A 21,063-nucleotide genomic window follows, 5' to 3' on the forward strand; every position below is an offset into this window, starting at 1 on the left:
GTTACTTCATGATAAAAAAATGAATAGAATATGCATCTGTGATCAAGCTTATAGTCTCAAAAGTGATCAAATAGAGTTACATTCGATAAAAAATATTGATTATACCCCACTTTTTCAGAGGTCTCCCCTGCGGAGTGCCCCGCGTACTTGCTAACAGGCCTTCTTCGGGGTCGAGGACGGGGGCTTTCAACATACGCCGGACATATACGCGGTCCTCCGGGGCCAATTTGGCCAAGAGCTTCGCATGGTCGACGTTGTCAAAATAGCCACGTATGTCCCCTTCGATGACCCACTGGGCAGAACCTGACTTGCAGAGGTTCGCGAAGACTTGACTTATGGCATCCCACGTTGATCTTTGTGGACGGAATCCGTACGTGTTGGGCGCAAACTGAATGTCCCATTCTGGTTCCATGGCCACTTTATGAATGGCCTGACACACGCGATCATGAGTCGTTGGAATACCGAGCGGCCTGAGTTTTCCGTTTTTCTTGGCGATATACACCCGCCGAACGGGTAGGGGGCGACTCTGGAGATTGACGAGTCTCTTCTCTGGCGTGGCGTAGGTCTTTCCGTCTACTCCCGGTGTACGGCGTCCCCGGTTTTCTTGTGTCACATGCCGAATGGCCAGAAGTTTGGTGTGGTGGCTGGTACGGATGAGCCCCTTGTAGTAACGCACAGCCTTACGATTGTTGTGTTCAACTGCGTGGGCCAGTTGTCGCTGTAACCTGAGAACGTGGCGTTCGATTTCCTTCCAGTCAATCCACTCGTCTGCACGCTCACTGGTATCCACTATTTGAGCTTCCACCCATGCTTGCATGATTGCGTCTTCGTGAATTTTCCGGGGGTTCTTACGAATGTGGCCTGTTGACTCGTCTTGAGAGACGGCTTTTCGGTTCATAACAGGCCACTCCTTTCGTCTCATGCTGCAGGATTCCCGGCTGGATGACCTTGGGCAAGTCTGCACGCTTTCGCGTCAGGACATGATTGGCGTCTCTGCCGTCCCTATCTGTCTCATTACAAGGCAGCCTTCGCTTTTTGCCCGCTCCTTTACCCCCTAGGGAATTCGGCGTCACTCACGTTCCGCTTACTGTCCATACAGGACAGACCCCATGGGGCTTACCTTGTTCCGTCAATAATCCATCTTGTGAAGTGGTTAGGTGCCCCGAGTCCCGCGGTAGCGCTTGGAACTGCGAATCGCCAAAACGGGAGTGACGATTCCGGCTATTTGCCTTTTGGCACAAGCGTATCATGGTGTTTCGCTTGTCTTGAATGACGCGGTTTATATGGGGTTCACTGGTGTTCACCATGCACTTCTCAACCTAGCTCCGGCCAGAATTCACCCTATCTGGCGCGGCTACATTGTTCCGTGAGCTATCGCAAGACCGCGTTACCACTGTCCCACGTCACGGTAGGTTCGCGTCCGCAGTCCTGGACGGGCGGATTTGCACCGCATGATTACCGACGACTTTCAAGTCGCAACCCTTATGTTCAAGAAGCATGGTTCGATGCAGAATCGTTCATTTGTGGCTGATTACTCGGCAAAAATGCAAGAAATACTATGATTAGTGCCGCCAGGCTCATCAACGTTGTCATTCCTACCATTAAGCTACGTACTCCCAACCAAGTCGCCACGAAACCACCTAGCAGTATAAACACGATGTTTAGCAATTGTTGAGGTGGACCGACTACGCTGTTGATTCTCCCCATATGTGATACTGGCATTACTTTTTGTGTGTATGTGGTAAATCCCACGCTCGCACTTGAACCAAACAACCCCAAGATGATTAGTCCGATAACAGCCGCCCAGAAGGAATGTGCCAAAGAATAGAGTAGATATCCAACGGCACTCAACAAAGTTCCGATACCCAGGAGCCATGTGGTACTAAGCCGATTAGATATGACCGATAACAACAGAGAACCAGACACAAATCCAATTCCTGCGGAAGTGACCATCATGCCGTAACCAAGTTGCCCAAGGTGCAAGGCTTGCCGAGCAAAGACAACCTCTTCCGTGTCTGCCGTGAGTGCAAAGATGCCGATGAGTGCGTTCAAACTGAATAGGACGGTAAACAGTCGGTTCTCACTGAGAAATTGAAATGCAGTTTGCCAATCCTTGAACACAGTACGCCAAGGATGCTTTCTTTCCGTGGATGCTTGTGGCGTGCCCAATTCAGGCAACAAGATGAACGACATTGCAGAAGCCAAGAAACTAACCGAATCCAACCATAAAGGGATGGAAGGATTGCCATGGATCAAGAGCACCCCTGCAATGGCAGGTCCCGTCAGAAAAGCACTGTACCGTAAGGTACTGACAATCGAATTTACTCTTTTTCGGAACTCCTCGGGAACAAGCAATGTCTGATAAGGAAGAAACAGACTACCGAAAAATGTACTGCAAACTCCAAGTAGAAATAGATTTGCGTAAATAGAAGCCAAGTGTGGCAGGAGTGGCAAAACACCAATCAGCACCGCACGGGTAAGCTCAACGCCAACCAGTTGCTTCCTACGGGAGAATCGATCCGTTATGCTTCCAACCCAAGGTCCTACAATTAACGCCGCAATCCTGGACACAACCCAAGGTCCTACAATTAACGCCGCAATCCTGGACACAACCCACAGACCTGCAACAGCCGATGCAGAGTGTGTTTGGTCGAGAACAAATACGTTTATGGTGACGAGATAGATGAAATCCCCTATAGCAGAAATGCCAACTCCAGATACAAATATACCTGTCCAAATGTTAGTTCGGAATTGTTTCTCTCCCAAAGCCATTCATTCACCTCGAATTCACAATCGTTGTTCAGGATTACTGGTAGGGTAGCTCAGGCACCTTGCGATGCCCTCGCCCCTTCAGAACCGTACGTGACAGTTTCCCGTTTTACGGCTCAAGCCATCCTGCAGTCGTCATCTAAGCAAGGTTCTTCGAGGCACTATATTGTTCGTAGCACCATCGATGAGTCACAAACACATTTTCAGACGTGTCATACAAGAACGTTGATTGCGATGAGATAAACAAAGTCCCCAATACTGGAGACTCCTATCCCAAACAGTAAAATCTCGATCAAAGGGTTTTGGCACGATCATCACCTCGAATGATTTTATTTTACATTCTCAGTTCGTCGTGTCCACCCCTATAGCCTAACAGCACACTTCCACAACACGATCTACATCCGTCAGCACAACGAAGATCCCAGCCCCCCACACGGGGACTGGGATCCTGCCACCAAGGGTGAGTTCGTGGGTTTGCATGGTGGAGGCGAAGACTATATCTGGAACCCCTGTCCGAGACGCGTCGGCTTCACTTCGATCGACAGCACCATGAGTAGAATAGTGTGTACAGCACAAGCAGGCGTAGAGACGGCACTACGACTGCGCGCGCACTTACGCCTGCCTGTGATGCTCTTAATGTCGGACCTCCTGACGCTAGCCACGGAGACTAACTTCGACGCAGCTGTGTTTTCATTCGTTGTTGGCGGCGCGCCAGCGCATGCCGGGTCTGTCTCAATGGTCTCAGCTCACTCACCAAAATATGAAGTAATCCAATTCACGATTCTATTTGCCATTTGAAGTGATTCCCTGGCATCCTCTAAATCGCTGTCTGTACCTGGATAACGAACTTCTACACCGAAGCTACTAAGAAATGTCGCAGCTTCCCTAACCTTGTCAGAGACGGCCACAAAGTTGCTGATTCGTTCAATTAGGGCATCAAGATCATGCGTACGCGGGACGTGTTGCCCTTGTTCTTCGAGCAGCGCTTTCAAACACTTCTCTGCCGCCTGTTGACTGTGGAAACACGCTCCGTCAGTCAAGCCCGCATCAAACAGCACGTGAGCTGCAGCCATATCGTCATGCGTCTTTGCGAGCCAAGCTTTGGTCTCCTCTTTCAAACACGATCTTCCCTTCAGAAGTAATCTCCTTTTTCAGCGGAAATCCACGGTCCCATTCTTCAGGCGTTCGCACCATAAAGTCCATAGGGACTCCAGGGACTAATCCTTTTTGTCGAGCCATAAGTCCACGCCTTGAGGGTTTAATGTCACTATCCATAATCACTAAGAAGTCGTAATCACTATCTATGCCAGCATCTCCTCGAGCACGTGAACCGAAGAGAATAATTCGTTCTATGGGAAGTGTCTCCACCAATTGACAAACAACCTTTTCAATGACCTGCTGCTCATCAGTAGACATCCCATCACCCCCTCGTATATCCGAAAATCGCCTTGGGTTTTGTATGCATGATACGGTTCTATTGTACCTTAGAGAACTGATAAATGTAATCAGGCTCACGCGACCAACTTCAAACGTGGGTCGATAGTTCGCTGTCCCTTCCCTTATTGAGATCGGCGGAATCTTACGGGCACTCTGTGGGTACAAGAATGTAGAGTTGGTCAAGAGCAATATCAGTTCGGATCATTTACACATGGAGCGGTGTGCCTTGACAGGCTAATCCTAGATGACGTTCAGTCAGTCCTCGTCGTGTGCCAATCAGTGCTGACTCCCGCCGCTGATCGATGAAAGTGCATCTTAGAAAAGTACCGTGTTAAGTGGTCTCACATCTACATACCATTCTAGTTTGGCCAGTAATTTTGCTGGAAATGTGGTGGCTCTCGTTGAAACGATCGAAGTGGTTCAACTGATGTATAGCCAAAACAGCTCCCTCAAATGAAGAAATCGAATGACCGAGTGAAGACAAGAGCCACCTAATATTTCACAGGTTGGCTCTTGTCGGTTACACCACCTGAAATTCGCGTTACTGATCCTTCCACTTAGTCCTTAGCTTTACTATATCTCTATTCTCGCCATTTGAATAAGTCAAATGATAATTGGCCAGGTCCTCCGGCCACTGCTCGATGCCAAATGTGTAACCCTCCAGATAATCCAGAAAACCGTCCTTTACAAACAGCACAAACCCCAGCAAATCGTCCCCATCACCCTTGTTCGCAATCACGTCACCAAAGTGAAATGAGGGCCTCCCAACTAATCGCAAGGATTCATCATTCAACTCAAAGTGCGTGTAGAATCCGGCTCCAGTAAGGTCCCTTGAACGAACAGCTGAGGCTCCGAACTGTTTTCTCAACTTGGCAAGTGTTTCATCATCACCATCCAATAATTTATTCATCGCTTCTTTTTCAAAAATTGAGAACTCGATTCTTCCCAGAGTAATTCACTCCTACCTATTTGGAATAAACGCGGTTCCAATCTTAGCTGTTCCATCGACCACGTTCCCTCGCACGGTTATCCTTGTTCCATTTACATCAATGGATTCCTCGAATACGCCCTTGATACCATTGCGTTCAACGTATTCCTGAGTGGCATTTTCTAATGCGTTGTATGCCCGTACCTGATTCCCTTCATACCCCTGTAGAAACTCTTCGAGGTTGTGCTCGGACTTTCCGAATATGTGGTTCAGCTTATTGCTATCTTGGGCAAACCGTTGCAAATTCATAGTCATCCGGGAAGCGTTCCCCGTACCCTCAAGCCACGCCGCAAGCTCCGCTTCCTCCAGGGCACTGAACTCAGGGTTTGCGGCGAAAAAATCGGAATAAACCCATGATGGTGGCGCGATGTATCTTGGGAAATTTCCAATCCATCGCCATGAGAACTGCCCACTCGGGTCCACCCGATTCACCGGGTTATTCTCCGCGTACGCATACTCGCTGTAGCTAAAGGGATTGGATGCATTCGGCCCAACTGGATCTTCCGACAAAAACCGCCCCGTCGTCGGGTTGTAGTACCGTGCATTCAGGTAGTATAACCCCGTCTGCGAGTCATACATATAGCCCCGGTACGTGAACGGTAGGCGTATCTTATGTCGCACTCCGGCCCGCTAACGACAGAGCCCAGAAAATCCCTCACCGTATATTTATGTATGGCAGGGAGCAAATCCTTTTTCGAGATCAGCTCCCTTATGCGACAGAGGAAAGTGAATTACAGCAACGCTTTAGTGAAAAGTATCTCCAACGGCTCGTTCCGCAGCAACAAACAACCTGCGTCTCGATATCCTAACTTTCTATAGAAGTGCTGAGCGTCTTCATTCGACAATGTTGATGTCATCACGAGGTCGAAACCTTTCTGTTTCATGTCATTTTCCCAGAACAGAACTACTTGCTTCCCAACGCCGTTTCCTCGATGTTTCTCGTTAATCCGAATCATGTTCATGAATGGTGTATTGTCCCAGAAGTACCCATACCTCAACCATCCGATGCGACTATCGTCTGCGTTTCGCAGTATGAAAATCTCTTTTTGCTTTATTTTTGTTGAGATCAAGCTCTCCAAAATGTGATGGTCTCGGTCTCGTATGTATTCATAATCCGACTCCGTTGCATAAACAATCTTCAAATTTCCTCCCCCCTTTTTTCACCGACTAACCCCGAGTTGTTCTTCAACAAAGCTGCCCTTATTCTCAAGATCGCTGACCCAGATATCCTTTCATAATCATACACAAGTGCTGGAGTGACGGCTACCGAATTTTCGCCCCCGAATGCGTAAGACCTACAGTGCTTGCGCTTCGTGTGATAATACACCAGTCGAGCGATAGGGACTCTCGCAGCTTCACGCCCTTGTGCGCAATAATGAGGGCATGCCCTATATGGCACAGGTCCCATCTTTGTGACGTTTAACTCGGGTGGTGTGACTTCATTCGTTCAAGAAACCTTCCAGTTTTTCTTTGACCCCTAACCACTCTTCGTCGATTACGCTATAGTAAACAGAATGCCTACGGTAACCATCGCTTAAAATCCGATGATTACGAATGACTCCTTCCTTGACGCCACCTAGCCTTTCAATAGCCTTTTGTGAACGAAGATTACGAGAATCTGTTTTTAGCTGAACACGGATTGTGCCAAGTGTTTCAAAGCAGTGTTTGAACAACAGATATTTACATTCTGTATTCACTTTTGTTCTCCAAACGCTTGGAGACAGCCACGTCCAGCCTATTTCGAGGCTTCTATTCGTGGCGGATATATCCAGAAAGCGAGTGCTTCCAACAAGCTTGCTGGCGTCCTTATCAAAAATTACGAACGGAAACTGAGTCCCTTGTTCTCGTTCTTTTAATGCGTCGTTTACAAGTCGTTCCATATCGCCGAACGTTTGCACCACCATTGGCATATACGTCCATATATCGAGACTACTACCCGCCGCAAACAGTTCTTCGGTGTGCTTAGTTTCCATAGGAAGAATTTTAACTCTTTGTCCCAATAACTCGATCGGTCTGATCTCCAATTTATCAACTCCTTATGGTCTTTTACTTATAACTGGATAAATGGTATTGGACGCTTCGGCCCAGATGTTCAATAAGTAGCGGTACTTATTAAATGAATATTCATGCAATTAAGGCTCGATCATGCCTTATTCGGGTCTCGCTCAAATGTATCAAGAACTAATAATCATGTCCGCAGTGGACAACGGACTTACTGTCTCTAAATAGTGGTCCTCCGCTTTCCAATACCTTGTTTTAAACTTCTCAATTTGTTCCCTGGTGCGTGCCGATTCACGTTGGAAACGTGTTTCTCTTTTACAATCCAGATACACAACGAAATCAAAGAACTGCCGCCACTCTTCACGTTGAAGAAATACACCTTCCATGATCACGATGCAATCGCTTGGTATTACAACCATTCTCATGGTTATTTCGTCACGTTCAGAGTCGTAAAACGGGAGATCTATTTCTAATGCGTCTCGTAATTTGCCAAACAAATTCTGCCTCAAATACCCGACATCCCATTGAAAATTGTAATACTCCTGCCACTGGGAAAATCCCGTGTCATATCGCTTCTTGCGTTCCACAATATGATCGTCAATATGGAAGACGCAAACATCTTGCCCCGTCTCGATTATACCTTGCTGCAATAAACTCACAACAGTGGTTTTGCCAGCTCGACTCAACCCATCGACACCGATGATGAGCCGTTCACCGCAATACCGCTCCAGAATGACGCTAACTAACTTGTCATAATTCCCTGTCACAGCTCCACCCCATATGCGGAAACTCAATTAATTTGAAAGAACCGTTATTGCAGACTACGCCCCAAGAGCGACATAACCCAAGAAATCCCTTGCTATATATTTATGCATCGACGTAAGCGAATCCTTCTTCGAGATCAGCGCCCGTTGTTATGAACTCAAGTTACACAACGTTCATTCCATCATTCCGGCCACTTGCCTTTTGGCTCAAGCGTGTCATAGTGTTTCAATTGTTTGTCGTGACGCGATTTATATGGATGGGATTCACTGGTGTTCACCATGCACTCTACACCTAGCTCCGGCCCGAATTCACTCTATCTGGCACGGCTACATGGTCCCGTGAGCTATCGCAAAGCTGCATTACTGCTGCCCCACGTCACGGTAGGTTCGCGTCCGCAGTCCTGGACGGGTGGATTTTCACCACATGATGACCGACGACTTTCAAGTCGCAACCCTTAAGCGCAATATCTACCCTCCTATAGTTAGAGACCCAGTTTAACAGATAATCATCAAGGTAAACGTTGAATCGAGTTCGCATGACTTTCTGATACATCAACTGTTGGTAAATATTTTTACTGTTTAAAGTAACATTTTATTGACTTATAGAGTAATTATAATTACAGTAAAGAGAAATAAGTCGAAGGTGGCGGGAAAATGGATGACGATATTCGATTAAACGTACCACTTCTACGCCGTCGTGTTCCGAACCTGACGACAGTCGCCAAAGCATCTGGGCTCCGTCCTGCGACTGTCTCAAATTTGTGTACTGGAAAAATATCGTTAGCAAAAGCTGAAGTTCGTACCTTGGTCACTTTAGCAACACTAGCTGGTTGCACTTTAGATGAATTGGTTATTAGAGGGGGAGGAATTACTATGATGGAATCTGGTATTAAGGTTTTAGACCTCTTCGCACCTTTAGTTCGAGGCGGTACTGTCGGTTTGGTTGCACGTAGCAACATGGGGCAGTTGGTACTAGTTCAAGAGTTATTTCATCGATTTAGTCAGCGGAACTATGTAACGGTATTCTGGTCACCATTTACTGCTGAAGAACTAGGCGATGATGACATTCACAAAGGTATTAAATTCGTTATGGATCATGCACAATTGACCGCAACAACTCTTGACCAAACATATGAACTGATCGATAGCCACCGACACGATAAGGAAATTATTCTTGCCGCAGACAGACGGACAGTCCTGTCAGGAGGATTGTGGACGCTCAAGGAAAAATTGATGGATGCAGGGGCAAGACCCATTACGACGCTCTTGGTGGATATTAGCGGCGATGCTGTCGATGAAGACACACCATACGGACCACTCGATACTTTGCTTAATTTTGATATCAACTTGGTTACCCGAAGCCTCTACCCTGCTGTCGATCCTATAACGTCCACATCCTCTCTTCTTGAGGGAGCACAATTGGAATTAACGCATATAACAATTCAACAACGTGCGAGAAAATTGCTCCGACGTTACAAAGAATTACGTGCTTTGGTATCTGCGTGGGGGATAGAGCGGCTATCTGACTCAGATAAAACTACGTACCATCGTGGAGAACGCTTGGAGGCTTATTTGTCACAGCCATTTTATGTGGCTGAACCATTTACAAAACGTCTTGGAATCTCTGTTTCACTGGATGATACACTTAACGATACCCGCAGGATTTTAGATGGTGTGGTGGATGAGCACACAGTTGAACAATTTCTATACCTTGGTGAACTTAATTTCTGATTATCTAATTCAAGTATCAAATAGGTCCACCCTGGAGTCTGTTGTAAACGACTCTGGGGTGGATTTATTAGTTTTATCCAGCGAACGCAAACAGTCTTATTGCTCATACCTGCCCAATAACAGAATAGTAATACAAATTTGGCTGTGCATTTTCATACATCATCCAATAGGATGTGTCAACTATCAACCTCATTTAGTCCAGTCTTCGACGCGCAATCCTTTGACCCGTTCAAACTCTCTCGTGTTGTTTGTAACAAGCGGAACATCGAGTGACAATGCGTGTGCGGCAATCATCGTGTCGAGCGGACCAATAGTCTGACCACGTCTTTCTAGTTCAGCACGTACGTTTCCGTAAACTACGGTCTCTTCAAATGAGAAGTTTGCAATTTCAAGTGGCAAGAGGAATGACTCTAGCGCGGCCTGATTTCTCTCTTTATTCTCACTCTTTGAAACGCCATACTGTAACTCTGCCACTGTTACCACGGATACGACAATCTCGCCCGTACGGAACACACGCATTCGCTCTAATAATTCATCCGACCGTCTTTTGATGAGATATATACAGATGTTGGTGTCCAGCATGTAAAGCATCAAAATGGTTCCTCTCGTTGTTGCTCCGCTGGTTGCTCACGCTCGACCATAAAATCATCTGAAAATAAGTCCAGTGATTGCGCTAACGAGTCCCACGCGTCGTCCATGGGTAATAAGACCACTGCGTTACCGACGCGCTTTACAAAAACCTCTGAACCATTAAATCGAAATTCTTTGGGCAAACGAACCGCCTGGCTACGCCCTGACTGAAAAATCTTTGCTCGCTCCATAAAACCACCTCCAATGATATATATCAAGTATACATCAATTAAGGAACGAATTAAACATGGAAACATTCTATCATTTAATACATTGTCTTCCTCAAGATTACGGCCCAATTGCGCAAGATTCCGAAAGTGTACACCACCGTATAATCATACAACAGGCGAGCGCTAATGACTCCTGAATTTGCGCCCCCGTAAATGCAAGAGGCGAGACAGATCGACTACGTTCTCAATAATCTTGCTTGGTTCGAATAAACTTCAATGCTGCATCATAAATCGGATCACGCTGTTCTATGTAATCTCTCTTCGTTTTCGCAACAGCCATGTCAGGCTTGATACCGATGCCTTCAAACGGAATCCCTCCCGGCAAGTAGCAACGTATGGACCCGATGGCGACCTGAATATCATCGTCAAATGAATACATGTAGGGCATTCCTGTTGAACCAGCGGTTTGCTCACCAATCACAACGGCCCTATCATTCATCTTCAATGCCATAGTAAAATCTTCGGCCGCTGAGTGTGTGTATCGGTCCGTCAGTACGATCACGTTTCCTTCGAATGCACCGGGTACCGGCATCTCCACATGTCTTACAAATTCTATATATGAACCATCTACCGCCAACTGACGGCATCCAGATGTCCCGTGTCGCTCGAACATCCAATCGGCGTGGCGGGAACGCTCTGTCCACCAGCGCCAAGGAACGTTAAGAAGTCTTTGCATCAAATAAATCGGTGTGACGCCGCCAGCGTTACCGCGAACGTCGACGATTATTGACGTCGAATTTTGGTACTGTTCGTAGAAATCGAGAGCACGTTCTTCGAATTGCGGTGCGTTAAAACTAGGAACAGAAATGTAGCCAGCGTCTAATTCCTTGATGAAGTGGCCTTGTGTTTCGAATGAATATCCTATAGGTAGCGTCGTACGGTCAATATAGACGAGTCTGGGTTCTCCCGAGGCATCCAATACAGTGACTTCTAAAATGTTTTCTTTAAGGAACCACGAAATTAACGTCTGAAACTCCGATTGCCGTGCAACTTCATTCTTCGCGCGAACATAAGGATTGGTGCGAGAAATCCAGGTCTCAATTGAATCGCCTTGAATGGTTTGAACCACATCACCCAAGCAAAGGTCTAGCGTATGGCTTTGGTGGACTACCCACTCGCCGTCAATCAAACGCATAGTAAACCCAATGGGTAAGATCGATCGGGACACCTTACGATCCGTGTACCTGCTATGCGCATTATTGAGTCTTGCTATGAACTCATGCATGATGAGGGCAAACTCGTATCTTCCTTCCGTTGCGATGGCGCGCTGAAGATATTCATAATAGACCTCATCCAACTGTCGGCTTTCGAATGTGGAATCTTCCCAGTGCGCAAAATATGTCGATATAGACGAGTATGTCTTTGAAATGATGAACACTCTCTTCTCTAACGACAGAATTTCATCTCTCACGAACCCCATGATAGCTTCACTCCTGCTCATGACTCTTGCTGAACATTCCGGCCCAATAGCGACACTACTGCTTTTCATTACTCATGCATACTTATGCAATAACGGATGTGCTTATAGGTTAGAAGACGATCTTCCGATCATAGATATTTTTGAATATACCACAGTATTCAATTGGAAGATATACCTTTTCCCATAAGCACTTTCATTTAAAAAAACCGCCTACCCAATGGTAGACGGTTTAATTCCGCTATTAATTAGTGGATCGATTCTGCTATTTTCTTAATATCCTCGTGGAATATCGGTCAGGTTTGTGATCTCTTCTGGCGATAGTTTTTTTACAAGCATACGTTGAATCAGTACGATTCGGGCTTGTTCAAGTCCTTTCTCACGGCCTGCTTTAATTCCCTCATCCTCAGCCTCTTGGATGATCTCTCTTAATATATTCGTTATTTTCAACGCCTCTTTCAATCGTTTTTCTTGTTCCTCCGTCATCATCCGACCACTAATCCAAAGCATCACAATCGTTGTCAGACTCTGTTCATGGGGATCAGGAATCGCTTGGATAAGTCGTAAAGTACGTTCAAACGCTTCCTCTTTCGTCATTCGCTCATACCGCATATGCAGAGCCAAGGCTAATCGCATCCGGTCTTGGTCGGTCCAATCGTCATGTCGATTGTGTTGTTCGATCTCATCCAACAATGACCACCATCGAAGTGGCTTAAAAATACATTTTCTACCTGATGCTGAATCGTGCATGCATCCATTTGTTCTGGTGCATCATTCACTCCAGAAGTATACAAAACAATGGTACAAATAGGTACAGTATAGGTTTTATGAAAGAAGCTATCGTAGCGCAATAAGCGATGCAGATTTGGTTCTTTGTTGGATTGGAATTCAAGGTGCAAGATGCGCTCATCATCCACTTCAAATACCACGTCTGCAAAACTTTGTTTTATGTCCATTTTGGTACATACGGTTGAGAGTGCTTGCACCACATGCACACCTTCCATTTCCAAGGTAGATAATGCATCATAAGGGGCGCGTGTAAGATTTTTCAGTAGGATATTTTGTGTATGATGTCTTTTTCCGATAGTTTCACCCAACCAAGTACAGTCTCCTTGGAAAAAGAGATGTACTTGGTTGGGTGTTTCAATTTGACACCTACATACGAACTAAGGTTGAATTTTTTCCTATATCATCACCTTGTGGATGAATTTATGGCATCCCCATTGGAGAAGAGACCCCTTAATTCACTGGCTATCGCTTCAACTTTCATAGCCACATCTCGAATCTCAGCAGCACTTGCGGTTTGTTCTTCACCTACCTGATAGATCGATTGTGCTTTACTTTGCAAGAGATTCACAGAACTACTCAACACTTGAATGGTATGATGAATATCACTTGCAAACTTTTTGGATTCACTCGATAACTTTCTTACTTCATCTGCAACAACCGAAAATCCTCTCCCGTGTTCTCCTGCACGAGCCGCCTCTATAGCTGCATTTAGACCGAGTAAATTCGTTTGTGCAGCAATATTTTGGATCGTGCTACTTGCATCTTGCATATGTGAAAACCGCGTAGCGAAATCATCCATTCCTATATTGATTTCTTCTTGAATCGTGTTTACGTGTTGAGATGTTTCAATGAATGAATCGCTTATCGTCTGTAAAGATTGAACTAACTCATGAACTTCATGAACAACATGGTTCTGTTTCTCTACGTGCTCTGTTGAAAGATAGTATCCCAGTGCACCCACACAAACCCCATCCTGAAATAAGGGGATGGCCTTCCCTACATACGATTGATTTAACGTAGTATGTTCCTGATCGACGATCGTTTCTTGAGTCGTAGTTTCATGTACGGCCTTAGCAATTAACCAATGAGGATTCAATGGATCGCCCACACGAACATGAAGATCAAATTTTTCAGTCCAATGAGCTGCAACAATCTTCTCTCCATCACATGCAACAAAATAATAGGTCCCAAAGTGTTTTAAAACGTCATAATATGCTTCAGAAGCTGTCACTACTGCATCTAGTATTTTCATCACATGACCCCCAATGACCATTTTTATCATTCGTCACTGAAACAACCACGAAGTCGTTAGCTTCGTGGTTGTTCATAGTGTACTCATCCATTGACTTCAAGGTCTTGCCACACAATCAATTGCCCTTCACGTTGCCACACTCTTTGTTCACCTACCACTTCCCATGCATCAAGCGCACAATCTTCGATATCTAGTGCTTCATCCACGACATACCCGTTGCCTTCAGATATTAACAACCGCGATTCAGCAGTCAATTCCTGTTCTTCGATATGCAATAAGGTCCTTAAATCGCTCACCGCGATTACGCTACCACGCAAATTGGCCACACCTAGTATATGCGATGCTGCCCCAGGGACAGGACGAATCGGAAGCATGCGTTCAATCGATTGTATTTTTTCGACAGGTGTTGCATATTGACTATCACCTAAACGATAAATCACGACTTTCATTCCCTATCACCATCCTCACCATCAGTCGATCAGTTGTACTTGCAAGTACCTACTTCTACTTACGTGCAAGATCATGAGCTACTTCGCGTAGCTCCATAAATGCTGCCGCAAACTCCTCTGTACTAGCTGTGTGTTCCTGTGTCACAGCCGCAATCTCTTCAATAGCTGTACTTAACGTTTCAATACGCTGATTTACGCCTACCAACTGTTGGCGAATTTGTTTTGCGTACTTTTTACTTTGCTCGGCCATCTTGCGCATTTCATCTGCGACAACGGAAAACCCTCGTCCCTGATCTCCTGCGCGAGCAGCCTCAATGGCTGCGTTTAACCCAAGTAAGTTCGACTGATCAGCTATCTCCTGTACATAAGTTGCAAGTGTCCTTGATTCATCCGCATCTGACTTCACCTGCAACGACTCGGATAAAATATCTTGCAACCGTTCTGCGATGCGAATCGTTGCGGTCGATAGTTGGTCTGAAATTCCCTTTAATTCATCCGTCGAAGCAACCACTTTTTCTCCTACCTCTTGTTGGATTCGTTGTACGTACTGTACATATGCTTCGGTCATCAGTAATTCGCGCAAACGCAGTCGCCGTGAAAATGCTGGGATAACCCGTGGATCATCCATTTCATGTGCATACTCAAACATGTAATTTTGATAAATTTGCAAGGAGGCGATCACATAGCTCTGCGATAATCCAATACGATAATGGATTTCGCCAATGCGCATCACTTCTTGTTCACTCTCCATAGAATTGGACTCTGCCATTTGTAAAAAGAACTGTTTCTGCGCCGTTTTTAACCGTTCAAGGGTTGAATGGTCATCGATGATGTGTCGCAACTCTGGAACAGCATATACTCGGTCATAAAAACGGTCTACGACAGCCTGTGCATGGCGTTCAAAAAATGCATGTTGTGCAGCTAATACGTGAAAATCTTCCTCTTGAATGCCTATGAGTGCTACTACATCATGAAACCCTTTCACTATATCCACCTACCATTCAAACCCTTTCACTAAACATCTCATTTTTATTCCATACAAACCGCCTAAAAAGCGCCTGGATCCAGCACCAAAGCAACCTGTCCATCCCCTAGAATGGTTGCTCCTGCGTAATACTTCACATCTTTTACGACCTTTGGGAGTGGCTTCAAAACCACTTCTTGTTGTCCAATCACGTCATCGACCACAAGCCCGATATGATCTCGCCCACGCGCCACAAACAATACATGGCCACGTTCCTGTGCAGGATCGAGCATAAACGTATTCCTTACTCGCACAAGCGGAGTAACCTTGCCACGCCATACGACGACTTCCTGTCCGCCACCTACCTGCTTGACTTCCGGTTCTTCTTGAATTTCCTCAATCGTCGCTAAGGGCACAGCAAAGGGATGCCCATCCATGCGCACCATAATACTCTGTAAAAGAGCGAGTGTAACAGGTAGTGTAATCGTAAACTTCGTTCCTTTGCCCTCTGCGCTCTCCACGTCCACACGTCCTGAAAGTGATTCGATCTTAGCCTTCACTACATCAAGACCCACACCGCGACCAGATAGATCTGACACCTGATCGGATGTGGAAAAACCAGACGCGAACAACAAGTGATACACCTGTGCATCAGATAATGGATCACTGGCCGATACAAGCCCTCGCTCTACTGCTTTGCGAAATACACGGTCACGTTGGATCCCATGGCCATCATCCTCGACCTCAATCACCACTCGATTCCCCATGGGATAGGCGCGCAAATAAATATGACCACTCGTTGATTTGCCCGTTGACTGGCGTACCGTCGCCTCTTCGATTCCATGATCTAACGAGTTTCTCAACAAGTGCATCAGGGGATCGGCTAGTTCCTCGACGACCATGCGATCAAGCTCGGTTTCTTCTCCACTCATGATAAACTCAATCTCTTTGTGTAAACTACGAGCGGTATCGCGCACCATTCTTGGGAAACGTTGAAATACACTGCCCACTGGAATCATGCGTATTGACATGATCAATTCTTGTAAATCGTTTGTCGCTCGACTCATATGAGCCACCGTATCCACAAGGCGCGCATCGCCGAATTCTGTCGCTAAACTCTCAAAACGAGTCTTATCAATGGCTATTTCAGAGAATAAATTCATCAATAAATCAAGCTTGTCCACATCCACTCGCACGGTGGCATTTGTTTTTTTTCCTTTACTTTCTCCTTTTTGCTCCTTCATGGGTGGCTGAACTAAGTTAGGCCCAGACTGCGCCTTCCCATCTTCGACCATCCATTCGCGCAACTGTACCAGTACAATATCCGATACCCCTTCTACAGCGCGTTTGACTCCTTCAACGCCCTCCGTACTCCACATGACAAAGAGGACATCACGCAAAAACGTTTCTTCTTCAATCTCGCGCATACTAGGTCGTGTATAGAGGAGTTGATCTTGGCCACCGATCGCTTCAAATACCATGTACATGCGAGCACTTTTTAGCACAGTCTCCTCATGTAAACGCACACCCACCTCATAGACACGCTTGTTTTGTTTTAATGCAAGATCCACTACTTTGACCACGTAATCGTCATCGGTTACCCTTGTCTTTGGCAGCAATTCCACTCCGTGTTCTGCATGTCCACCATCTGTCATGCGCCACTCGCGAAGCGATACGATGACCACTTCGGAGATATCTGCGATTCTCTCCCCGAGTGTCTCTACATCCTCTTGTGTTGCCAACACAAGCGTCACTTCACCGGCATAGTCCCCTGTTTCAAGAACAGTAGCATCAGGAATGGTCAACAAGAGCTCGTTTTGATCAATCCGCTGTAATAATTGGGCAAATCGAGCCATAGGCATGATGCATTCTGTTGCAAAGCCGATCTGCATTTCATACACGCGACTGCCTAATTCCATGGCTTGTCTTGCGATCTCTTGAATCATCTCAGATGGCACATGCTGATTCGTAGCCATCTCTACTTCTTCTCTTGTAGCCGTAGTTGATGCAATCTCCTGCGTAGCTGTGTGCACTTGTGCGAGGCTAGTAAACGGATCCACGACGTCAGATATCGCCTCAGCACTCTCTTGACCGGTCTCTTCCACATCAGAAAGTAAGCTTTCTAATTGATCCAGACTATGAAATAACAGATCCACTAACTCAGAATCTACATGGCGTTTTCCTTGACGCACATCATCGAGCACATTCTCCGCCTTGTGTGTCACTTCTCCCATGCGCGTAAAACCCATGGTCATGGCCATGCCTTTAATGGTATGCGCCGCCCGGAAAATCGTCGCGATGGTCTCTGCGTCTTCATGCTTTTCTAAAATCAACATCCCATCCGACCATGCTTGTAGATGCTCGCGCGTTTCGTCAATAAACATCGTTAAATATTCATTCATTTTGCCAATACCTTTTGAATCGCTTCAATCAATCTTGTTTCCTGAAAAGGCTTCACCACAAAATCACTGGCACCACCTTGAATCGCCTCGATCACCATTTGTTGTTGTCCCATGGCTGAGCACATGATGACCTTGGCCTGTGCATCCTGTCCCTTAATTCTTTTCACAGCCTCAATACCATCCATTTCAGGCATCGTAATATCCATGGTCACTAGGTCCGGTTTATGCTGTTGATATAGACTAATGGCTTCTTCGCCATTTTGCGCCTCAGCAACGACTTGATGACCTCCTTTTTCCACCATTGTTTTAACCATCATGCGCATAAATGCAGCATCATCCACCACTAAAATTCGTGCCATAGATACATATCCACCCCTCTGATTGATCCTATATTCACAAAATCTTCATGCCTAAGAATCGTATGATGGTTATTAACTATCCACCAATACATACATTTGAAATTCACCATATGGTCCGAGAAATGGAACTAGAAATGCACTTGCTGTAGTACTCAATTGCGTGCTACCTTTTAGAACTACAGGTGGAGCAATCTCTACTCGCACCGTGGCCGAGATGCGAGTAGCCCAATTGCCTGATAGCATATTCCCTAATTCGCCAACAAACGAATCTAACATGTCTCCTTCAAGTTCCATCTCAAACATCTCTTTACTAAACTGTTTTGCGTATTCGTTCGAAAACATATAAATAAGCTGGCCTTTGATATCGCCGAGAAAGGAAACAAGCACACCCAAATCATGCTGTTGAAGTGGAGAAGCCACGCGACGTGCTTGTTGGCGCGTAAGTGGGACAGGAATCACTTCATTCACGGTCTCAATGGCACCATTAATTAAATGAAAAATTTGCTGATTATCCAATGACATCCTCCCAAAGTCGATCACTCTATGTCCCTATTCATCGGATGAATGCTAGGCATTCCATGCTGTAAGACATTGGATCCTTTATTTGACTGAGTATGAATGGAGAGTCCACGATGCAAGTTCTCTACACCCTAGCTACATGCGATCATGACGTGTACTACGATGGACCCCAATCGCTGGTAGCGAGGTAAAATGAATGAAATGTTGGACGTGTCCTTTTTGTTACACGATAAATTGCTCAATCATGCCCTGTAATGTTTCCGCTAAGTGGCTTAAACTTTCGGCACCTGCTGTGACTTCCTCCATAGTTGCCAGCTGCTCTTCTGCATGTGAAGCAATCTCTGACACAGTGATCGAGGTGTGCTTAGCAATGTGAGCAATCGATTTCACTGCTTCTGTTGACTCGTCGGAAAGCATGCGCAATGAATTCGCTTTTTTTCCACCTTCTTGTGCTTCATGCGCTTGTTCGTTAGCTGTTGTAGAAAATGTATGAAATGCCATGCTGGATTCTTCTACGACATTCGTACAAAGGATTACATGTTCATCCGCACTGCGCACAGCAGCTGTCGTTTTAGTGACTCGCTCATTGACTGCAAGGATGAGCGTATGAATCGATTGAGCCGCTTTTCGAGATTGATCGGCTAGTTTTCTTACCTCTTCTGCAACCACAGAGAATCCTCTGCCTGCATCACCGGCGCGTGCTGCTTCAATGGCTGCATTTAAGGCCAATAAATTCGTTTGCTCAGCAATGTCTTGAATCACATCCATGGTAGACATGATGGTACTTGCGTCTGTTTCAAGCTGAGTCATCGTGACAGCAATGGCTGCGACCTCATCGCGAATCGTTCTCATTTGGTGAGCGGCAATATCTGCATTGTGTTTACCCACATTAGCCTTATCCACATGATCGAGGGATTCTTTAGCTAGCGTGTCGGTGATCGTAGCCATCGTCACCATCTCATGAGCTGTAGCTAATGATTTTTGTAGTGCAGCTTCAGCCTGAAGTTGTTGCTCGTTGGCACCTTCAGCTACCTTTTGCACATGAATGGTTGATTCTTCTACTGCCTTTGCTGTTTCTTGAGCACTGGCTGTGAATTCTTGAGAGGAAGCCGTTAATTGCATCGCTGTATCTTGAATCCCACGGATCATTTGTCGCATCTCGCTAGCCATAGTATGTAAATTGGTGGACAGAAGCCCCAGATCATCTTTGCGTTTAAATTTCTGTGGACGATCTGAAAAGTCACCTTTCCCCATAAGATTAGCTTCTTCCGATAGATAGGCAATGGGACGTACGAGAAGACGAATGTACACGAGACTCCCTACGCTAGCAAGAACCGTTATGATGAGTAATAGTTCTGCAAGATCAGTAACCATCACAGATTCATTGATGGTCATCTGAACGAATTTTGAGATGTTGTTCTGTGCTAACGAACTAATCGTTTGTAAATCAGTTGTCAGCAAGTTGGATACATTACTATTTGTCACATACATCGTGGTTGCAGCTAAAGCATGATCGGTTTGATTGTTTTGATGAACGATATGCCAATAGTGTTCATAACCACTGGCAGCTGTCATGGCCTCATGGATGAGATGCTGTTCATTCGTTGTCAAATAGGGGAGTTCTGCCATGTCATGCAACGATTGATTCAGTTGACTTTCACCTTGTACGATTTGTTGCAATGTTTGAGTATACAGAGTTCCTGAAAACTTCGTACCCTCGAGGCCAACCAACATATTGGATTGATCATCCATATTTAAAAAACCTATAAATCCGTTATTTGAAATATTTAAGAGTTGTAGTTGTTGATTCTTTAATTTCTCAATGTTTGCTTTCGTCTCTTGACTCATGTGCAGAGTCACTGAACTCCCAATTAAAACAACAACGGCTAATAGAATCCACGCAATGGTTAATTTTCGAGCTACGGTCCACAATATTCAATCACTCCTATTCATTTTTATTACACATGCAATAAGGACGGCTATTTACTGAACGAAAAACAAAAATCATAGTATACATTATTTACTATATTTTTCACAACCTCCTTCCCTATTATATTACAAAACAATTACAAAATAATGAAGTTTTTATTATACATCATCGATTATGGCGATGCTAGTAAAATGGAGAGGATTATTTTTACGATCAATGACCGAAGGTAGACACACGCAAACAAGCAATTACTCGAGGAATGTTCATGTTCGATCGCAAAACCATGAAAAAAACCCATGGAGGCTATTTCATCATCAACCTGATGGTCATTGTGAGACCCATTTTGTAGTCCGTGTGATAATCAACCCTTTCTTTCTATGGATCAATCCAGAAAGAGGGGGTTGAGTAGGAGTACATCCATGACATTTCATT

General features: G+C 45.4%; 22 protein-coding genes. 1 reads left to right on the forward strand and 21 read right to left on the reverse strand.

Annotation, left to right across the window (positions count from 1 at the left end):
* Positions 1-76 precede the first annotated feature (76 nt).
* From MM817_RS14645 to MM817_RS14685, 9 genes are all read right to left on the reverse strand, one after another.
* A complete protein-coding gene (locus MM817_RS14645; protein ID WP_241716499.1) occupies positions 77-898 on the reverse strand; it encodes a reverse transcriptase N-terminal domain-containing protein in 822 nt (273 codons plus the stop codon).
* Between the two features lie 590 nt (positions 899-1,488).
* The gene (locus MM817_RS14650) at positions 1,489-2,772 is read right to left on the reverse strand and encodes an MFS transporter (protein WP_241716501.1); all 1,284 of its coding nucleotides are present in this window, start codon (positions 2,770-2,772) and stop codon (positions 1,489-1,491) included.
* Positions 2,773-3,515: 743 nt separating this feature from the next.
* The gene (locus MM817_RS14655; protein WP_241716503.1) at positions 3,516-3,887 is read right to left on the reverse strand and encodes a HEPN domain-containing protein; all 372 of its coding nucleotides are present in this window, start codon (positions 3,885-3,887) and stop codon (positions 3,516-3,518) included.
* Positions 3,847-4,185 carry a nucleotidyltransferase domain-containing protein gene (locus MM817_RS14660; protein ID WP_241716505.1) on the reverse strand — a complete coding sequence of 113 codons (339 nt, stop codon included), beginning with the start codon at positions 4,183-4,185 and terminating at the stop codon, positions 3,847-3,849. Before MM817_RS14660 ends, MM817_RS14655 begins: the two co-directional genes overlap by 41 nt.
* 562 nt (positions 4,186-4,747) lie before the next feature.
* Positions 4,748-5,116: a hypothetical protein gene (locus MM817_RS14665; protein WP_241716507.1), complete on the reverse strand. Its 369-nt coding sequence runs from the start codon at positions 5,114-5,116 to the stop codon at positions 4,748-4,750.
* A 51-nt stretch (positions 5,117-5,167) separates the two neighbouring features.
* Positions 5,168-5,815: an RHS repeat-associated core domain-containing protein gene (locus tag MM817_RS14670; RefSeq protein ID WP_336605189.1), complete on the reverse strand. Its 648-nt coding sequence runs from the start codon at positions 5,813-5,815 to the stop codon at positions 5,168-5,170.
* A gap of 110 nt (positions 5,816-5,925) precedes the next feature.
* Positions 5,926-6,336: a GNAT family N-acetyltransferase gene (locus MM817_RS14675; RefSeq protein ID WP_241716511.1), complete on the reverse strand. Its 411-nt coding sequence runs from the start codon at positions 6,334-6,336 to the stop codon at positions 5,926-5,928.
* Between the two features lie 297 nt (positions 6,337-6,633).
* Complete coding sequence (locus MM817_RS14680) at positions 6,634-7,218, reverse strand: GNAT family N-acetyltransferase (protein WP_241716513.1); 585 nt, start codon at positions 7,216-7,218, stop codon at positions 6,634-6,636.
* Between the two features lie 150 nt (positions 7,219-7,368).
* Positions 7,369-7,962, reverse strand: coding sequence for a kinase (locus MM817_RS14685; protein ID WP_241716073.1), 594 nt, complete (start codon positions 7,960-7,962; stop codon positions 7,369-7,371).
* A 651-nt stretch (positions 7,963-8,613) separates the two neighbouring features.
* Here MM817_RS14685 and MM817_RS14690 point away from each other — a divergent pair.
* The gene (locus MM817_RS14690) at positions 8,614-9,690 is read left to right on the forward strand and encodes an ATP synthase beta subunit C-terminal domain-containing protein (protein ID WP_241716516.1); all 1,077 of its coding nucleotides are present in this window, start codon (positions 8,614-8,616) and stop codon (positions 9,688-9,690) included.
* A 189-nt stretch (positions 9,691-9,879) separates the two neighbouring features.
* Here MM817_RS14690 and vapC read toward each other — a convergent pair whose 3' ends face one another.
* The 12 genes from vapC to MM817_RS14755 all read right to left on the reverse strand — a co-directional run bounded on the left by vapC (position 9,880) and on the right by MM817_RS14755 (position 20,633).
* The gene (gene vapC / locus MM817_RS14695; protein ID WP_241716540.1) at positions 9,880-10,281 is read right to left on the reverse strand and encodes a type II toxin-antitoxin system tRNA(fMet)-specific endonuclease VapC; all 402 of its coding nucleotides are present in this window, start codon (positions 10,279-10,281) and stop codon (positions 9,880-9,882) included.
* Positions 10,281-10,511 (reverse strand): type II toxin-antitoxin system antitoxin VapB, encoded by a 231-nt coding sequence (vapB, locus tag MM817_RS14700; RefSeq protein WP_109431008.1) that lies wholly within the window; start codon positions 10,509-10,511, stop codon positions 10,281-10,283. Before vapB ends, vapC begins: the two co-directional genes overlap by 1 nt.
* Positions 10,512-10,734: 223 nt before the next feature.
* Entirely contained in the window at positions 10,735-11,970 is a 1,236-nt protein-coding gene (locus tag MM817_RS14705) for a S41 family peptidase (protein WP_241716518.1), read from the reverse strand.
* 270 nt (positions 11,971-12,240) lie between these two features.
* Positions 12,241-12,657 (reverse strand): RpnC/YadD family protein, encoded by a 417-nt coding sequence (locus MM817_RS14710; protein WP_241716520.1) that lies wholly within the window; start codon positions 12,655-12,657, stop codon positions 12,241-12,243.
* Positions 12,594-13,064, reverse strand: a complete 471-nt coding sequence (locus MM817_RS14715) for a hypothetical protein (RefSeq protein WP_241716522.1) — start codon at positions 13,062-13,064, stop codon at positions 12,594-12,596. The genes MM817_RS14710 and MM817_RS14715 overlap by 64 nt, the downstream gene beginning before the upstream one ends.
* A gap of 95 nt (positions 13,065-13,159) precedes the next feature.
* Positions 13,160-14,008, reverse strand: coding sequence for a methyl-accepting chemotaxis protein (locus MM817_RS14720; RefSeq protein WP_241716524.1), 849 nt, complete (start codon positions 14,006-14,008; stop codon positions 13,160-13,162).
* Positions 14,009-14,091: 83 nt separating this feature from the next.
* Positions 14,092-14,457 (reverse strand): chemotaxis protein CheW, encoded by a 366-nt coding sequence (locus MM817_RS14725; protein ID WP_241716526.1) that lies wholly within the window; start codon positions 14,455-14,457, stop codon positions 14,092-14,094.
* 55 nt (positions 14,458-14,512) lie between these two features.
* The gene (locus tag MM817_RS17305; RefSeq protein WP_336605190.1) at positions 14,513-15,442 is read right to left on the reverse strand and encodes a globin-coupled sensor protein; all 930 of its coding nucleotides are present in this window, start codon (positions 15,440-15,442) and stop codon (positions 14,513-14,515) included.
* 62 nt (positions 15,443-15,504) lie between these two features.
* Positions 15,505-17,823 (reverse strand): chemotaxis protein CheA, encoded by a 2,319-nt coding sequence (locus MM817_RS14740; protein ID WP_241716528.1) that lies wholly within the window; start codon positions 17,821-17,823, stop codon positions 15,505-15,507.
* Positions 17,820-18,182, reverse strand: a complete 363-nt coding sequence (locus tag MM817_RS14745; RefSeq protein WP_241716158.1) for a response regulator — start codon at positions 18,180-18,182, stop codon at positions 17,820-17,822. Before MM817_RS14745 ends, MM817_RS14740 begins: the two co-directional genes overlap by 4 nt.
* A 72-nt stretch (positions 18,183-18,254) precedes the next feature.
* On the reverse strand, positions 18,255-18,698 hold the full coding sequence (locus MM817_RS14750; RefSeq protein WP_241716530.1) for a chemotaxis protein CheX: 444 nt from the start codon (positions 18,696-18,698) through the stop codon (positions 18,255-18,257).
* Positions 18,699-18,923: 225 nt separating this feature from the next.
* Positions 18,924-20,633: a methyl-accepting chemotaxis protein gene (locus tag MM817_RS14755; RefSeq protein WP_241716532.1), complete on the reverse strand. Its 1,710-nt coding sequence runs from the start codon at positions 20,631-20,633 to the stop codon at positions 18,924-18,926.
* Positions 20,634-21,063: the final 430 nt, after the last annotated feature.

This window comes from Sulfoacidibacillus ferrooxidans, assembly GCF_022606465.1.
GTDB lineage: Bacteria > Bacillota > Bacilli > Alicyclobacillales > SLC66 > Sulfoacidibacillus > Sulfoacidibacillus ferrooxidans.

What these genes read in the sequence shown, in the direction of transcription:
- MM817_RS14740 (WP_241716528.1), bottom strand. Translation starts at nt 17,823, where the DNA reads ATGAATGAATATTTAACGATGTTTATTGACGAAACGCGCGAGCATCTA.
- MM817_RS14720 (WP_241716524.1), bottom strand. Translation starts at nt 14,008, where the DNA reads ATGAAAATACTAGATGCAGTAGTGACAGCTTCTGAAGCATATTATGAC.
- vapC (WP_241716540.1), bottom strand. Translation starts at nt 10,281, where the DNA reads ATGCTTTACATGCTGGACACCAACATCTGTATATATCTCATCAAAAGA.
- MM817_RS14745 (WP_241716158.1), bottom strand. Translation starts at nt 18,182, where the DNA reads ATGGCACGAATTTTAGTGGTGGATGATGCTGCATTTATGCGCATGATG.
- MM817_RS14725 (WP_241716526.1), bottom strand. Translation starts at nt 14,457, where the DNA reads ATGAAAGTCGTGATTTATCGTTTAGGTGATAGTCAATATGCAACACCT.
- MM817_RS14645 (WP_241716499.1), bottom strand. Translation starts at nt 898, where the DNA reads ATGAACCGAAAAGCCGTCTCTCAAGACGAGTCAACAGGCCACATTCGT.
- vapB (WP_109431008.1), bottom strand. Translation starts at nt 10,511, where the DNA reads ATGGAGCGAGCAAAGATTTTTCAGTCAGGGCGTAGCCAGGCGGTTCGT.
- MM817_RS14660 (WP_241716505.1), bottom strand. Translation starts at nt 4,185, where the DNA reads ATGTCTACTGATGAGCAGCAGGTCATTGAAAAGGTTGTTTGTCAATTG.
- MM817_RS14665 (WP_241716507.1), bottom strand. Translation starts at nt 5,116, where the DNA reads ATGAATAAATTATTGGATGGTGATGATGAAACACTTGCCAAGTTGAGA.
- MM817_RS14705 (WP_241716518.1), bottom strand. Translation starts at nt 11,970, where the DNA reads ATGGGGTTCGTGAGAGATGAAATTCTGTCGTTAGAGAAGAGAGTGTTC.
- MM817_RS14690 (WP_241716516.1), top strand. Translation starts at nt 8,614, where the DNA reads ATGGATGACGATATTCGATTAAACGTACCACTTCTACGCCGTCGTGTT.
- MM817_RS14650 (WP_241716501.1), bottom strand. Translation starts at nt 2,772, where the DNA reads ATGGCTTTGGGAGAGAAACAATTCCGAACTAACATTTGGACAGGTATA.